The organism is Azoarcus sp. CIB (genome assembly GCF_001190925.1).
Lineage (GTDB): Bacteria > Pseudomonadota > Gammaproteobacteria > Burkholderiales > Rhodocyclaceae > Aromatoleum.
This window is the reverse complement of sequence record NZ_CP011072.1, coordinates 1522293-1539604: the sequence shown is the minus strand read 5'-3', so window position 1 is coordinate 1539604 and position 17312 is coordinate 1522293. Positions and strand designations below refer to the sequence as shown.

The following is a 17312-nucleotide window of genomic DNA, read 5'->3' as shown; positions in this document are numbered from 1 at the left end:
CGTGGTTTATGATCCAACACGCGCACTGGAACTTCTCCGAATCGGTTCGGGACGCGCCGACGCCACATTCCGTGACGGCCAAGAAGATGCGATTCGCCACATCGTCGACGGACGAGGCCGCTTGCTGGTCGTTCAGAAGACAGGTTGGGGGAAGAGCTTCGTCTACTTCATCGCGACAAAGCTGCTGCGCGACAGCGGCAATGGCCCCGCGCTACTGATCTCGCCGCTGCTCGCGCTGATGCGAAATCAGATCGCCGCAGCGGAACGGATGGGCGTTCGCGCCGCCACGATCAACTCCGACAACGTTGATGACTGGACCCAAGTCGAGGCCAAACTTGCCCGTGGGCAAGTCGACATCCTCTTGATCTCACCCGAGCGCCTGGCGAACGAGCGCTTCCGCACGCAGGTCCTGGCAGGGATCGCCGCTCAGATTTCGATGCTGGTCATCGACGAGGCTCATTGCATTTCCGACTGGGGTCACGACTTCCGTCCTCACTACCGCCTGTTGGAACGGATTGTCAAAACGCTGCCGCCGAATCTTCGGCTCCTCGCCACCACAGCGACGGCGAACAACCGCGTGATGGAGGACCTTGCTGCCGTGCTCGGTCCAAAGCTGGACGTCTCACGCGGCGACTTGAATCGGACCTCTCTTTCCCTGCAAACGATCCGCCTGCCCAGCCAGGCAGAGCGCCTTGCCTGGCTGGCAGAGCAACTCGCCACGCTGCAAGGCCACGGCATCATTTACACGCTGACGGTGCGCGACGCCAACCAAGTCGCCGATTGGCTCAAGACCCGGGGCTTCAATGTCGAGGCCTACACGGGCGAAACGGGCGACCGTCGAGAAGCGCTGGAGCAGGCCCTCCTCAACAACGAGGTCAAGGCGCTGGTCGCAACGACGGCGTTGGGCATGGGCTACGACAAGCCCGATCTGGCGTTCGTCATCCATTACCAAATGCCAGGCTCCGTCGTCGCGTATTACCAGCAAGTTGGACGTGCGGGGCGCGCGCTGAACTCCGCCTACGGTGTGCTGCTCAGCGGCCAGGAAGAGTCGGACATCACCGACTGGTTTATCCGCAGCGCCTTTCCGACCCGCCAGGAAGTCGCCGACGTCTTGGGCGCACTTGAGGAAGAAGAAAACGGCCTGTCTGTCCCCGAACTGCTCAGTCGCGTCAACCTGAGCAAGGGGCGCGTCGACAAGACGATCGCGCTGCTGTCCCTCGAAGCACCAGCGCCCATCGCCAAACAGGGCACCAAGTGGCAGCTCACAGCAGCCACGCTGAGCGAGGGGTTCTGGGCGCGAGCCGAACGACTCACGGCCCTGCGGCGTGACGAACATCAGCAGATGCAGGAGTATGTCAGTCTGCCCTTCGGTGATCACATGGGCTTCCTGATCAGCGCGCTCGACGGTGATCCTAGTGTTGTCACGCAGCCTGCACTTCCCCCACTGCCAACAGGTGTGAATGAGGCCTTGGTTCGGGACGCCATCGCATTTCTTCAGCGCACTAGCCTGCCCATCGATCCTCGCAAAAAATGGCCTGATGGGGGAATGCCCCAGTACGGCGCCAAGGGATTCATTGCCGCTGACCACCAATCGCAGCCTGGCAAGGCGCTGTGTGTATGGGGTGACGCTGGTTGGGGCGGCCTGGTCCGGCAAGGCAAGTATCACGACGGCAAGTTTGCCGATGACCTGGTTGCGGCGTGCTTGAAGATGGTTCGCGAATGGAACCCCCACCCCAAACCGACCTGGGTGACGTGCGTTCCATCGCTGCGTCACCCCGATCTCGTCCCCAATTTTGCGAAACGCTTGGCTGCGGCTCTGGGTCTGCCGTTTCATATCGTCATTGCGAAAACAGACGATAGGCCCGAACAGAAAACGATGGCAAACAGTACACAGCAAGCGCGCAACATCGACGGCTCGTTGGCACTCACCGGTCAGCCGGTCCCGCATGGGCCGGTGATCTTGGTCGACGACATGGTGGACTCACGCTGGACGCTGACCGTGGCTGCGTGGCTGCTACGCAAGAGCGGAAGTGGCGAGGTCTGGCCGATGGCACTCTCTCAAACGGGGCACGACGAATGACGCCCACCTTGTCCCCCAACACCCAGGCGATCCTGCTACTGACGGCGCCGCTGATCGCTGGGCGAGGTACATCGTCATCGGAGCTTCTGTCGCCCGGCGAATACAAGCGCCTCGCCCGCCACCTGCGGGAGATACAACGCCAGCCTGCGGACCTCGTGTCGCCCGATGCGGCAGATCTACTGCGTGCCTGCCAGCCGGTAATTGATGAAGCCCGTCTGCAGCGCTTGTTAGGGCGTGGCTTCCTCCTGAGCCAAGTCATCGAGCGATGGCAGGCGCGCGCCATCTGGGTGGTCAGCCGCGCTGATGCCGAGTACCCCCGCCGCTTGAAGGCGCGCCTGCGCGAAGACGCCCCAGCAGTGATCTACGGCTGCGGCGAAATGGGCTTGCTGGAGTCGGGTGGCCTCGCCGTAGTCGGATCTCGTCACGTGGACGATTCGTTGATCGACTACACGATGGCTGTTGGCCGGCTAGCGGCGCGGGCGGGAAGAACACTCGTATCGGGTGGGGCGAAAGGCATCGATCAGGCCGCCATGCGCGGTGCGCTTGAAGCTGGCGGCAAGGTCAGTGGCGTCCTCGCAGACAGTCTGGAAAAAACGACCATGAACCGCGAGCACCGCAACCTGCTTCTCGATGGCCAACTGGTGCTGATTTCGCCCTACGACCCGAGCGCAGGATTCAACGTTGGAAACGCCATGCAGCGCAACAAGCTGATCTATGCGCTGGCCGACGCATCCTTGGTCGTCAGCTCTGATCTCAACAAAGGCGGCACCTGGGCTGGTGCCGTCGAACAACTGGCCAAGCTCAAGTTCGTGCCCGTGTACGTTCGATCCACGGGCGAGTCGTCTCCCGGACTCGAAGCCCTGCGCAGCAAGGGGGCGATACCTTGGCCGAACCCGCAAGACGCTGACGCGTTTGAAGGTGTGTTCGATGTCGCTGCACCAACTCCAGTGCCATCTCCGCAGTCAGGCCTTGCACTGATTTCCGGAGACGGAACGTCGGGCGTTGCACCCACGACCCCCTCGTTCCCGGAGACAACGCCCGCGATCGAAGCGCCGAGCGAGCCAATGCCGCCATCCGCCGCTGCACCCATCGACGAACAGGTTGAGCTGACGCCAGAGCCCGCCTCATCGGCTGCACTGGCATCTGAGACCACCTCCGAAGCAGCCAGCCCTGTGGCGACAACGGCGTCCACACCTGCGGATACGCTGTTTGCGGCTGTCCGGGAAGTGATCCAGTTGCTGCTGAAGGCCCCGATGAAGGACGCCGAAGTTGCCGCTGCGCTGGGCGTCTCCACCGCCCAAGCCAAGACGTGGCTTCAGCGTCTCGTCGACGAAGGCGTGATCGAGAAACAGAAGAAGCCAGCGGGCTACATCGTCAAGCAGTCCAGCCTTTTCGAGTGATTCATGCCGACACGTCACCCCTTTGGATACCTGCGGCGCCATCTCCGGGTCCTATCCGGAAGGAAGCGCAGATGATCGAAAAGCTGGAGCGTCTAGTCGATGAAGTCGGGGCACTGCAGAGCAGGCTCGTCCTGCTCATTGGTGCGCCTCATGCAGGCAAGACGGCATTGCTGCACTCCCTCGCAAAAGACAAGGGTGTCACCCCGCTGAATGTCGGGGCTGACTTGGGCGGTCGTCTCGCGGGCATGCCGCAGAGACAGCGCCACCTGCAGACCACGACGATCCTGCGTGAGCTGGCCGATCAGCATGCCACCGGCGACCTTCTGCTGCTGGACAACATCGAGCTCTTGTTCGACCGATCGCTCCAGCTCGATCCACTCGATTTGCTGAAGCGTCACGCACACGCGAAACGCGTCGTGGCGGTTTGGCCGGGCGAGTTGCAGGGCGACACAAGAACGGGCCGGCTGACTTACGCCGACATAGGGCACCCAGAACATCAAGACTACAGCCTTGCTGGCGTGGTCCCATTTGAAATTCAGAAATAGGGAAGAGAGAAAAATATGCGGTACGGCGACCTCATTCAATTCGACCAAATCGAGACAACGATCGAGCTACTAAACGCGGACCGACCTGGCGCGGCACAGAAGCTTCTCCAGACGTATGTAATCTCCGACGATATGGCAGAGAGGATCGTGGACCGAATTCTCCCACAACTGTCTTTTGATGCGTCCATTGACCACCAAGGGCTTCTCGTCGTCGGCAACTACGGCACAGGTAAATCACACCTAATGTCTGTGCTATCCCTCGTCGCGGAAGATGCGTCCTATGTTCCAATGATCCGTCACACCAAGGTTGCAGAAGCGGCGGGGAAAATCGCGGGCAAATTCAAGGTCCACCGCATCGAGATCTCCAGCCAGATGTCGCTGCGGGACATCATCACCCAGGAGCTTGAGCTCTTCCTTGAAAAGAACGGTGTCAGCTACTCGTTCCCTGCTGCCGACAAGGTGGTCAACAACAAGGCGGCGTTCGAGGAAATGATGGCCGCGTTCGCCGAGGTCCACCCCAACCACGGCGTGCTCTTGGTGGTCGACGAGTTTCTCGACTACCTGCGGTCCCGCAAAGATCACGACCTGGTGCTGGACCTGTCGTTCCTGCGTGAGATCGGTGAAGTCACCAAGCACCTGCGTTTCCGCTTCGTGGCCGGCGTGCAGGAAGCCATCTTCGACAGCAACCGTTTCCAGCACGTCGCCGACAGCCTGCGCCGCGTGAAAGACCGCTTCACGCAAGTGCTGCTGGCTCGGCAAGACGTCAGCTTCGTTGTCGCCGAGCGCCTGCTGAAGAAGACCGCTGACCAGCAGAACAAGATACGGGCCTACCTCACCAAGTTCGCCAAGTTCTACAGCTCGATGAACGAGCGCATGGACGAGTACGTGCGGCTGTTTCCGGTTCACCCGGAGTACATCGGCACCTTCGAGCGTCTGATCTTCACCGAAAAGCGCGGAGCCCTGGTCACCCTGCGCGACCAGATCCAGGCCGTCCTGAATGACGAGGTTCCCGACGACCGCCCAGGACTGATCGGCTACGATAAGTTTTGGGACACCGTAACCTCCAACTCGGTGCTGCGCTCAGACCCCAGTATTGGCCCCGTCCTGAAGGTGTCTGAGGTCCTCGCCGAACGCGTGCTGAAGGCCTTCACCCGCCCAGCGTACAAGCTCATGGCGCAGCGCGTGATTGCCGGCCTGTCGGTGCATCGGCTGACCACAGGCGGCGACATCTACGTGCCGGTCGGTCCAACCGCTGCCGAACTGCGCGACACGCTGTGCCTTTACCAGCCCGGCATCGAGGACATGGGTGGCGACCCGGCCGACGACCTGCTCACCGCTGTTCAAACCACCCTGCGGGAGATCGTCAAGACGGTCAACGGCCAGTTCATCTCCAAGGCGCCGGACACCGAGCAGTACTTCCTCGACCTCAAGAAGGACGTCGACTACGACGCGCAGATCGAAAAGCGTGCCGAGGCGCTGTCGGATGACGCGCTGGACCGCGCCTACTACGGCGCCATCAAGCAGCTGATGGAGCGCACGGACGAGAGCACCTACGTGACGGGCCATCAGATCTGGCAGTACCAGATCGAGTGGCAAGACCGCCGCGTCGACCGCAACGGCTACCTGTTCTTCGGGGCCCCGAACGACCGGCCCACCGCCCAGCCCGAGCGCGATTTCTACGTCTACTTCATTCAGCCCTTCGAGCCGCCGCGTTTCCGTGACGAGAACAAGTCCGATGAGGTGTTCATCCGGCTCAAGGGCCTGGACGACGCCATCAAGCGCCACCTGGCCTTCTACGCGGCGGCACAGGACCTTGCCTCCACCGCCAGCGGCGGCGCGAAGGCCGTCTACCTGGACAAAGCCAAAGACGCGCTGCGCGACATGAGCAAGTGGCTCCAGGAAAAGCAGATGACCGCATTCGAGGTCACCTACCAAGGCAAGACCAAGACCCTCCAGGGCTGGGCCACGGGCGTCAACATCCGTGACAGGCTCCGTCTGGGATCTGATGAGCGCGCCAACTTCCGCGACATCGTCAACGTCGTCTCCGGCCTGGCGCTCAACCAGCAGTTTGCCGAGGTCTCGCCCGAGTACCCGACCTTCCCGGTGCTGGTCACCGAGTCCAACCGCAAGCAGTTGGTGGGCAATGCGCTGAAGGCACTGGCCGGCGGCACCCGCACCAAGGACGCCAATGCCATCCTCGACGCGTTGGAGATGCTGGATGGCGACCGCATCGAGCCGGGGCGCTCGCGTTACTCGCAAGAAGTGCTGAGCCGCCTGAAGGCCAAGGGGCATGGCCAGGTGCTGAACCGCAGCGAGCTGCTGAACGGACAGACGGACGTGGAGTACTTCCACCCGGTGAAATTCCGCTTGGAGCCGGACCTGCTGGTGGCCGTGCTGGGGGGCCTCGTCTACTCCGGCGACATCGTCCTGGCCATCACAGGCGACAAGATCGACTCCGGCAAGATCACGCTGCTGGCCGAGCGCGGACTCGAAGAGCTCAAGCAGTTCAAGCATGTCGAAGCGCCGAAGGAAATCAACGTCTCCGTTCTGCGATCCTTGTTCGAACTGCTCGGCCTGTCGCCCGGCTTGGCACAACTGGCCACGCAAGGGTCGGAAGAACCCGTCAAGCAGCTTCTCGAAGCCGTCTCCAAGCTGGTCGGCCGCGTGCTGACGGCGGGCACTGATCTGCAAGGCAAGCTCACCTTCTGGGGCAAGCCGCTGCTCACGGACGACGAAATCCGCGACTGGCGCACCCGGCTGGAAGCGCTCAAGACCTTCACTGAGGGGCTGACGCCGTACAACACGGTCGGCAAGCTGAAGAACCTGCGCATCGGGTCCGACGACATCGATGCTCAGAAGAAGAACCTCGAGGTCCTGGCTGCCGTCGAAAAGCTGCTGGAGCTGGTGACGGAGTTGGGCAGCACGGCAGCCTACTTGTCGCAAGCTGAGATGGTGCTGTCCAGCGATCACGCATGGGTCAAGCAGGCGCAGAGCGCACGCAAGGACATCCTGGACAAGCTCGCGCTGGACCGCAACGCCCAGCATGCCGCCGAATACCGGCAGACCCTGGCCCAGCTCAAGAAGGACTATCTCACCGCCTACATCGCCCAGCACAGCAAAGCTCGCCTGGGCGTGGCGGAGGACAAGACCAAGTCCGCGTTGCGCAAAGACTCGCGCCTGGTGGCCATGCGTGCCCTGGCCGGCATCTCGCTGATGCCCACCAGCCAGCTCACCACCTTCGACGACAAGCTCGACAAGCTCAAGAGTTGCGCGTCGCTGGTCGAGTCGGAACTGTCGGCCAGCCCCTATTGCCCGCACTGCAGCTTCCGCCCGGCCAACGAGCAAGGCGACTTCCTGCCCGCCGCCAACGTGCTCAAGCAACTGGACGAGGAACTGGACAAGTTGCTCGACGGCTGGCAACAAACGCTGCTCGACAACCTGGACGACCCGATCATTCAGGCCAACCTTGACCTGCTGAAGGCGTCCGCCCGCGAGCTGATCAAGAAGTTCGTCGCGTCGAAGAAGCTGGCCGACCCCGTCACCCCGGACTTTGTCAGCGCTGTGCAAGAGGCACTGTCAGGACTGGAGAAGATCGGCGTCAGCGGCGACGACATCAAGAAGGCCCTGCTGCAAGGCGGATCGCCAGCCACGCCGGACGACCTGCGCAAGCGGTTCGAGACCTTCCTGAATGACCGCTGCAAGGGCAAGGACGCCAGCAAGCTCCGGTTCGTGGTGGAGTGATCTCGTGAGCGGCCCAAGCAGCAGACCCCTGCGCCTGCAAAGCTGGATTCCCCCCAGCTTCGCGTGGACGACCGCGCCTGATGTGTTCTGCATCGACGTACCCGCTTCTGACCCTGATCTTGTTGAGTTCCTTGCAACCGGCGAATGGGAGATTGAAGTTCTTGGGGCCCAGAGAACGGCGCGGCTGATGGCGTTGTTGCTAGACGAAAAGTCTCTTCGCCGGCAGCTGCGAGAGGCCATTTGGGCGCCAGCCAAGCTCAAGCCAACCGACGCACGCATCAAGGTCGGCACCAAGGTTGTCGCTCATTGCCACGGCGTGTTCTTGCTGCCGGACGGGAAGACTTTGTGCCTGGTGGTGGGGCGGTCGAAGCCTGTTGCTCCGGATGCTTGGATCTCGGCAGGGCTGAAGGCAGACGCCGACGCGCTGCTGCTGGAGCACCAATCCAAAGTCGCCGAGTTTGACGAGGCAATCGACCGCAAGAAGAAGGACAACGAGGACTTCTACGCTCGCAACAGCGACATGAAGAGGTTCGAAGGGTATGCAGAAGCGCAGGTGGCGATGGAGAGCCACTTTCAGCGTCCGGTGTTGACTGCCGAACGGCTACTTCCTTCCATGCCGCGCGCCGCGAAGTTCCCACAGCCCACATCGGGCGACCTTGAAAAGCTCGCACGCGCTGCCCTGGCCGGGATCGCCGCATCTGGCTGGCCGCCATCCCGCGATGGAAACTACGCCGGCATTCTTCCTGGCGCTGCTGGGCGCCGCACTCAAGGCCTCGCCTCATGGGTGCCCCACACAGGCCTACCCTCGTACCCCGAGGTCCGCTGGGCTGTTCAGAAGCGCCTGCCTGCGGCGTTGCGCAAGCCGCGCATCGAGCAGATGGGCAAGCCCAAGTTCGACACGGGCACACAGCCCGTACAGGACTCGGTTCAGGTCCAGGGCTTTGATCCGACGTCGAACGACCTCAAGGATGCGCTGGACGATCTGCAGCTCGACCAAGACGATTACCGCGACCGCGTGGACGACGTTCGCAAGGACGTCAAAGGACAGGGCTTCGAGGCCATCGCCTGGTTCCAGCCGTATCACGTCTGGACCGAGGAGACCTGGGGGATCTACTTCGACGCCCGTAAGCTGGACGACCTGGCGCTCAGCTTTTTGGACGACTTCAAGTCGGCGCGTGTTCATGGGTCGCACAGCCTTGCTGCGCTGCTGGCCTTTGGCCTGACCTACGCCCACGAGCTGTTCCACGCCCGGGTCGAGGCCGCACTCTCCTGGGCCGAGATCAACGCCCAGCAGCCGCGACACCTGCGCTACAAGTACCGCGTCTACCAGGCGCTGCGCGAAACGCCCGATTGGCTCGAAGAAGCCCTGGCCAACTGGTCAGCATGGGACTGGTTCAAAGCACCCGGCATCCAGTCGTTGGTCACACGCATGGCGTCGAACGCTGAGGGCCTGGACCGCGTCGTCGAAGGATCTCTCGACCTCGCACCACCCGGGTATCAGGAATGGCGCCTGGGGCATCAGGCTGCCACGTGGCGCACCTTTGCCAACCAGCTCAGCACGGGTAACGCCAAGATCAACGCCACCAGCATCGGCCTGCCACTTGAAAGCGCGCTGACCGGCCCGCTGCCGTACGACTTCCAGCCCGCCGACATCCCTTTGCGTTTCGTGGGCCCGGGCGTCATCGCTGACCGTCTGCAAAGCCACCCGGCCACGTTCAACGTGCCGCCGCGTCGCGAGCTTGAGCGGGCGCTCAAACACTTCCGCCACAGCCTGGACGCATCGGGCGGCAAAGGCGGCCACCAGAAGTGGACGGGGCCGGACCAACGTGCCTTCATTCTTCCCACGCGAGACCCGGTGAGCCCTGGCGTCTTCAAGACATTCCTACACCACGTGGGCATCGACAAGGCCACCTACGTGCGCCAAGTGCGACCCAACCTCTGAAATCCGAAGCTGACGTTATGAACGACCTATACAAAGACCATCAAAAGGCAGCATCAGGCCCAGTCGAATGCTTGGGCATCAAGTTCCCAAGTGAGCAGGCCCGTCGCGAACACTTCTCGGAACTGCTGGCCGAGAAGCTGAAGGACCCGGCGTTCCGGAAGACCGAAGGGTTCCCGCAGGGCACCGATGAAGCCATCCTGGCGATGTCGGACCCACCGTACTACACGGCATGCCCAAATCCGTGGCTGTGCGACTTTGTAAAGCATTACGGCAGACCATACGACCCAGACGCCAAGTACTCCCGCGAACCGTTGGCCATTGACGTTTCCGAGGGAAAGACTGACGCCCTCTACAAGGCGCACTCGTACCACACCAAAGTGCCGCACTTGGCCATCGTGCCTTCCATCCTGCACTACACACAACCCGGCGATGTAGTGCTTGACGGCTTTGCTGGCTCCGGCATGACCGGCGTGGCGGCGCAGTGGTGCGACCGCGCACCGGCCGTCTACCGCCACGAAGTGGAATTGGCCTGGAAAAAGGAAGGCAAACCTACCCCTCAGTGGGGCACACGCCGTGTGGTGTTGAACGACCTGTCGCCGGCCGCTACGTTCATCGCTGCTAACTACAACCTCCCGTTCGATGCTGACGCCTTCGCCCGGGCTGGTAAGCAGTTGCTTAGGGACCTCGAACACGAAATAGGCTGGATGTACGAGACCTTGCACACAGATGGCAAAACCAAGGGGCGGATCGATTACACGGTGTGGAGCCAGCTTTACAGCTGCCCAGAGTGCTCAGGCGAAGTGAACTTCACTGAGGAAGCGCTCGATGCAGAAACTAAGCGCGTTAGAGATGACTTTCCGTGCCCGCATTGTGGTTCCGGTCTTACCAAACAGCGTCTCGAACGGCTGTATACGGCCAAAGTCGATGCCGCGACAGGAAAGACCATCAAGGTTCCTAAGCGGGCGCCAACCTTGATTTCCTACCAGGTTGGGAAAGTCAAGTACGAGAAGAAGCCAGATGCCGCCGATCTGGCACTGCTAGCTCGCATCGAGTTGCTTGATCTACCAAAGGAAGTGCCCACCCGCGACCTTCCACCAATGCACATGACGCATGAGCGTGCGCGGATGGACTATTCCGGTATCACGCACATTCACCACTTCTTCCTCGCAAGGGCCGCACAGGCCATGGGCAAACTGTGGGAAAGGGTGCACACACACCCCGACAAACGGGTTCGAGCATTTCTGCTGTTTATGGTGGAGCAGGGAATCCGTGGAATGTCGGTGCTGAACCGATATAAACCAATCCAATACGGAAAGATTGGGGGGTCTCAGGTCGGCCTCGATATGCCTGGCGTCTACTACGTGTCTTCGATCTCGAGTGAGGTCAGTCCGTGGTATCAGTTCGAAGGAAAGCTAGGAAGACTAGTCGCTGCCTTCAGTGGCTCATGGACGAAGGCTGACAACACATTCGTCACGACAGGTACGGCAGCGAGGCTTGGCTTGCCCGACGAAAGCGTCGACTACATCTTCACAGACCCACCCTTCGGCGAAAACATCTACTACGCAGACCTAAATTTCCTAGTCGAAGCGTGGCACGGCGTCATCACTGACGCCCAACCCGAAGCGATCATTGACCGATTTAAGAAAAAAGCGCTTCCCGAGTATCAGCGCTTGATGCAGCGGTGTTTCTTGGAGTATCACCGCGTGCTCAAGCCCGGACGCTGGATGACGGTTGTCTTTTCAAACAGCAGGGCCTCAGTATGGAACGCGATCCAGGTAGCTTTGCAGCAAGCGGGCTTCGTAGTCGCCGAGGTCACTGCGCTGGACAAGCTGCAAGGCAGCTATCGGCAGGTCACCTCCACTACTGCCGTGAAGCAGGATCTGGTGATCTCAGCCTATAAGCCAAACGGTGGGCTTGAGCAGCGCTTCGCCCAACGTGGTCCTACTCCCGACTCAGCCTGGGACTTTGTGCAGACGCACTTAAGGCAGTTGTCGGTGGTCAAAGTGAAAGACGGTGGTCTGGAGTTTATTGTTGAGCGAGATCCACGGCGTATCTACGATCGCTTGGTCGCATGGTTCGTGCGCCACGACGCTCCGGTTCCGCTGTCAAGCGACGAGTTCTTAGACGGCCTTCGCAGTCGCTTCCCCGAGCGTGATGGCATGGTCTTCTTGTCAGACCAAGTGGCCGCGTACGACAAAAAGCGTGCTTTGGTGGCGCAAGCACCACAGATGGAATTGTTTGTCAGCGACGAGCGCAGCGCCATTGACTGGCTTGCCGACTTCCTAAAGTCGCGTCCATCCACCTACCAAGAGATCCACCCCGAGTTCATCACCCAGTTGGGTGCTGGCTGGAAGAAGCACGAGGCAAAACCGGAGCTGTCGGCATTGCTGGAGAACAACTTCCTACAGTACGACGGTACCAGCGAAGTTCCTTCCCAGATATCGAACTACTTATCGAAGAACTTCCATGACTACAGAGGCCTGGACAAAGTCGATCCTCGCTTAAAGGCAAAGGCCCAGGAACGCTGGTATGTACCTGACCCGAACAAGGCCCATGACTTGGAGAAGAGGCGCGAGAAGGCGCTTCTGAAGGAGTTCGAGGGGTACCAATCAGCGACTGGTCGCAAGCTGAAGGAATTCCGCCTGGAGGTGTTGCGAGCTGGGTTCAAGGCAGCTTGGGCCGCCAAGAACTACGGGGCCATCATCGCGATCGCCCAGAAGATCCCCGAAGAGGCGCTGCAAGAAGACGAGAAACTGCTGCTCTGGTACGACCAGGCGCTCACGCGAACGGAGGCTGGGGCCTGATGGCGGAGAGCGGCCAAACCGCAGATGGGCACGCCGTCGGCGCGTGGTGCTGGCACGCGCGCCACGCAGCGCCTTGCCGCGTGGTGGACAGGCAGGACATGTGGGGGGAAACCGCCTACCGCGTGTGGCTGCCCACCAAAGACGCGGTGGTGCGCGCGCGCTCGCAGGACCTGGCCCAGCTCGACAGCATCCAGCCGACGGTCGAGCACATCCTCCACACCGCAGCGGCGGCCAAGCTGCTGGATGCCCTGGAGGACAACCTGCTGCTGGCCCCTATCCAGTCCAGCGTGGTCCCGTTGCCGCACCAGCTCTATGCGCTGAACCGCGCGATGAGCCAGCACCGCATTCGGTACCTGTTGGCGGACGAGGTAGGCCTGGGCAAGACCATTGAGGCCGGACTGATCCTGCGCGAACTGAAGTTGCGCGGCATGGCCAAGCGGGTGCTGGTGGTGGCGCCCAAGGGGCTGGTGCGCCAGTGGCAGGCCGAGATGCGCCTGCACTTCGGGGAGAAGTTGCAGTTCGTCGACCCGGCCGAACTGGCCGCCTTCCGGCAGTGGCGCAACGACGAAGAAAACCTCTGGCGGCTGCACGACCAGGTGATCTGCTCACTGGACTCGGTCAAGCCGATCGAGGGCCGCAAGGGTTGGAGCCTGGAGCAGCTGAACAACTACAACCGCGAACGCTTCGAGGACTTGATTTCGGCGTCTTGGGATCTGGTGATCATCGACGAGTCGCACCGCATGGGTGGCAGCACCGACCAGGTGGCACGCTACAAGCTGGGCGCAGCGTTGGCCGAAGCGGCGCCCTACCTGCTGCTGCTGTCGGCCACGCCGCACCAGGGCAAGACCGACCAGTTCCTGCGCCTGATGCAGTTGATTGACCGGGAATCGTTCCCGGATGAAGGCAGCGTCAGCCGAGATCGCGTGCGGCCGTTCGTCATTCGCACCGAGAAGCGCAATGCGATCGATGCGGAGGGCCAGCCGCTGTTCAAGCCTCGCGTCACCCGTCTCCAGGCCGTGGCGTGGCAAGACCGGCACGGCGCCCAGCAGCGCCTGTACGAGGCGGTCACCGACTACGTTCGCCATGGCTACAACCAGGCACTGGCGGCTAAGCAGCGGCACATCGGGTTCTTGATGATCTTGATGCAGCGGCTGGTGACGTCCAGCACAGCGGCGATTCGCACCACGCTGGAGAAGCGGCAGGCGTTGCTCAATGACCCCCAACCGCAGGCATCGCTGTTCGATTCGACCGAGATGGACGAGTGGGCCGAGCTGGACGGCCAGAGCCAGGTGGACATCGCGGTGCAGACCTCAGGCTGGGTACAGGAGAAGGCCGAGGTGGACCTGCTGCTGACCTTGGCCCGGGAAACGGAGGCCCAAGGCACAGACGCGAAGGCCGAAGCCTTGCTCGAGCTGATCTACAAGCTGCAGCAGGAAGAGAACGACCCGACCATGAAGGTCCTGATCTTCACGGAGTTCGTGCCGACGCAGGCCATGCTGGCAGGCTTCCTCGAAAGCCGTGGCTTCTCTGTGGCCCTGCTCAACGGCAGCATGGACCTGGATACGCGCACCAAGGCGCAGCAGGCCTTCTCGCAGGATGTTCGGGTTCTGGTCTCCACCGACGCTGGCGGCGAGGGCCTGAACCTGCAGTTCTGCCATGTCATCGTCAACTTCGACATGCCGTGGAACCCGATGCGCATCGAGCAGCGCATTGGCCGCGTGGACCGTATCGGCCAGCGCCATGTGGTGCGGGCCATCAACTTCGTTCTCGAAGACACGGTGGAGCACCGCGTCCGCCAGGTGCTGGAGACCAAGCTCGAAGTCATTGCCCAGGAATTCGGGGTGGACAAGGCCTCGGACGTGATGGACTCAGTCGAGGCGGAGGCGATGTTCGATGAGGTGTTCGTGCAGGGCCTGCAAGACCCTGGTTCGATCGACAAGGCGTGTGACGCCGTGATCAATCAGGTTCGAGATAAGGTCGCCGACGAACGCAAGAACAGCGACCTGTTGACGGATGCCCATGCGCTGGACGCCGACGATGCCCGCAAGTGGCGCGACCACCCGGCGCAGTTTTGGCTGGAGCGCGCCATCACCTCCGGTTTGCCGGCACGTGGCGGCAGTGCCCTGAAAACGGGTGACGCATGGCGCGTGAAGTGGGTGGACGGCAGCGAGTCCACCAGGGTTTGCTTTGACGCCAGGACGGCGGAACAGAACCCGGATCTGGAATGGGTCACGTTGGAGGACCCGCGCGCCAGAGCGGTGATCAGCGAGCTGTCCCGTTGCGTTGCTGGTCAGCCCCTGCCGGTGGTCAAGATCACCGGCCTGCCTGAGGCTGTGCAGGGTGTCTGGTCACTGTGGGAGATCAGCCTGTCCGCTGAAGGTCTCAGCCGAAAGCGCTTCCTGCCCGTCTTCGCAACAGACGACGGGCGGACCTTTGTGCCCACGGCCAAGCGCATCTGGGACCTGCTGTTGACGGAAGCCATCGAAATCAAGGGCGCCACCACCACCGAGCAGGCGGTGCAGTGGTTCGAAGCCTCCATGACGGCTGCCAAGACCCAAGGTGAGCGGCTGTTCTCAGAACTGCTCGGGGAGCACCGTTCACGGCTGAAGGAAGAACGGGAGCGCGCCAAGTACGCCTACGAGGCACGCTACCAGGCCATTGGTCGAATCGGCTTGCCTGCTGTTCGCGAGCATCGCCGCAAACGGCTGGATGCCGAACACCAGGTGCGGATGGCCTCGTTGGATGACGCAGAGGCGAGCGTGCCGGACCTCAACGCAGTGATGATGCTTCGGGTGGGGGCCGTATGAGCCCATGGATTGAACGCATCCTCAAGGAGTTTCCGGCAGACCTGTCCCGTCTGTGGATTGCTGCCGACCCCGACGATGTGCTCCTGGATGAGCAGGTGCTGTCAGGCTTGCGAGAACGTGGTTTCGAGGTGCTGCCGTTTGAGGACTCGGTCGCGTTCCGCGCCGAGTATGAGGATCGGTACCGCAGCGCTTGGGACCGTGGTGAAGCGGCGCCTGCCAAGGCCCTGGTGTTGCACCTGCGTGGCACCAACGTCAGCGATTTGCCCTGGGACTACCTGAGGCAAGCACGCCGGGTCAGCCTGAGCCTTGCCAACCTGTTCTCCAGGCTCAGCTATCCCGTCGTTCGACAGATCGGCGCAGAAAACCATGAAGCGCTGTTCGCTGCGCAATCGAAGCATGCGTCGCAGGCCTTGGGCGAGTCTGCGACCAAAGAGTTCGTCCTGACCCACATCTTCAAGATCAGTCCGCACCTAATTTCGCGCCCCGAGGACCTGTGGCGGGAGTTGCTGCGGTTGCACTACCGCGATTCCGGTCTGCCGCTGGTTCTGGCAGGCCACGTTGCGCACGTGCTTGGCGATCACGCGGCGTTCAAGGATCTGCCGATCAGCGAGCTGTTCGCCTCGAAGAGCACATTGCTACGGGTCGTGCAGGACGCTTGGTACCGCTACCTGTCACGCCTTGGGTTGACGGGTACACGTACCGGGGAACCCACGCCGGCGGATTTCCTAGCCAAGGCCGACGTGCCGTTTGAGCATCCGGATGTTCGGGTGCTGGTCGACTCGATGTTCCTCGACGGCCTGCTTCACCCGCTCGCCGTTCAGGGCGCTGCTGTCAGCATCCCTGAGTGGGCGAAGGTGGGCATCGTCCAAGATCCGCTCGCACTGAGGAACCTGGTCGCCGAGGGCATCAAAGGCATTCTTCAGTCGCTGCCAACGCTGGAGTCTTCCTTCCGCGATTGGGCCAACTTGTCTCGCCGGTTCGGCGAGGTGCTTGCCCGGTTTCATGCCTTGGACACGGTGCGCGCCGAAGGGCTGAAAGCCGCGATCGCAGAGCTGCAAGCCTCCACTGACGAGCGTCTGCGGCAATGGGTGACAAAGCACTATGCCGACCTGCCTTCGCTGCCTGTAGCCAAAGGACCGGTCATGGTGCATCACGTGCCGCGCTTTCTTTCAATGCGGCGCGGTGCCGGCGAGGCCAAGATTGCCCTGCTGGTGTTCGATGGACTTGCCGTGGACCAGTGGGTTCAGATCCGCGAGGCTCTGGCTAAGCGAGCGCCCAAGCTCGGGTTCGAGGAAAGCGCGTGCTTTGCCTGGCTTCCGACGCTGACATCGGTATCCCGGCAGGCGTTGTTCTCGGGACTCAAACCACGAGAGTTCGCCGACACGATCGAGTCCACCTCGCCGGAGCCGACGCAGTGGTCGCGGTTTTGGCAAGACCAAGGGCTGCGCGCCAATGAGGTCATGTACCGCAAGGGCATCAAGCGAACGGATCAGTTGGCGGAACTGGGCGCGGCCATTTCAGCGCCATCGATCAGGGCCGCTGGCATTGTGGTCGACACGATCGATGAGATCGTGCACGGCGCCGTGTTGGGTAAGCGCGGCATCGCCACCCAAATCGAAAGCTGGTGTGAGAGCGGCTTCGTCGACCAACTGTTCTCGCTGCTGCTCGACAAAGGCTTCCACGTCTACCTGACCGCCGACCACGGAAATGTGGAAGCGGTTGGCCAAGGACGGCCCAACCAAGGGGTGGCACCAGAGCTGCGTGGTGAGCGCGTTCGGACTTACCGCAGTGAGACCCTGGTGTCCGAGTCGGCGGCTGCGAATCCGAACACCTACCGTCTTGATGTCGCTGGACTACCGGCGAACTTCATGACCTTATTCGCGGGCGGACGCGCTGCCTTTATGCAACAAGGAGAACCAGCCGTCGTCCACGGCGGCATCTCGGTCGAAGAGCTGTTGGTGCCTTTCGTCAAGATTAGTTATGTGAGTTGAAC

General features: G+C 61.8%; 8 protein-coding genes. All 8 read left to right on the top strand.

Annotation, left to right across the window (positions count from 1 at the left end; translation table 11 throughout):
* Position 1: 1 nt before the first annotated feature.
* The 8 genes from AzCIB_RS06730 (at position 2) to pglZ (ending at position 17310) form a co-directional block, all read left to right on the top strand.
* Positions 2–2080 carry a RecQ family ATP-dependent DNA helicase gene (locus AzCIB_RS06730; RefSeq protein WP_050415184.1) on the top strand — a complete coding sequence of 693 codons (2079 nt, stop codon included), beginning with the start codon at positions 2–4 and terminating at the stop codon, positions 2078–2080.
* The gene (locus AzCIB_RS06725) at positions 2077–3480 is read left to right on the top strand and encodes a DNA-processing protein DprA (RefSeq protein ID WP_050415183.1); all 1404 of its coding nucleotides are present in this window, start codon (positions 2077–2079) and stop codon (positions 3478–3480) included. The genes AzCIB_RS06730 and AzCIB_RS06725 overlap by 4 nt, the downstream gene beginning before the upstream one ends.
* A gap of 71 nt (positions 3481–3551) precedes the next feature.
* Complete coding sequence (gene brxF / locus AzCIB_RS06720; RefSeq protein WP_050415182.1) at positions 3552–4025, top strand: BREX-3 system P-loop-containing protein BrxF; 474 nt, start codon at positions 3552–3554, stop codon at positions 4023–4025.
* Between the two features lie 15 nt (positions 4026–4040).
* The gene (locus AzCIB_RS06715) at positions 4041–7766 is read left to right on the top strand and encodes a DUF6079 family protein (protein WP_050415181.1); all 3726 of its coding nucleotides are present in this window, start codon (positions 4041–4043) and stop codon (positions 7764–7766) included.
* 4 nt (positions 7767–7770) lie between these two features.
* Positions 7771–9708, top strand: a complete 1938-nt coding sequence (locus tag AzCIB_RS06710) for a hypothetical protein (protein WP_050415180.1) — start codon at positions 7771–7773, stop codon at positions 9706–9708.
* Positions 9709–9725: 17 nt separating this feature from the next.
* A complete protein-coding gene (locus AzCIB_RS06705; RefSeq protein ID WP_050415179.1) occupies positions 9726–12512 on the top strand; it encodes a DNA methyltransferase in 2787 nt (928 codons plus the stop codon).
* Positions 12512–15319, top strand: a complete 2808-nt coding sequence (locus AzCIB_RS06700; RefSeq protein ID WP_050415178.1) for a DEAD/DEAH box helicase — start codon at positions 12512–12514, stop codon at positions 15317–15319. Before AzCIB_RS06705 ends, AzCIB_RS06700 begins: the two co-directional genes overlap by 1 nt.
* Positions 15316–17310 (top strand): BREX-3 system phosphatase PglZ, encoded by a 1995-nt coding sequence (pglZ, locus tag AzCIB_RS06695; RefSeq protein ID WP_050415177.1) that lies wholly within the window; start codon positions 15316–15318, stop codon positions 17308–17310. The genes AzCIB_RS06700 and pglZ overlap by 4 nt, the downstream gene beginning before the upstream one ends.
* The last annotated feature ends 2 nt before the right edge of the window (positions 17311–17312 follow it).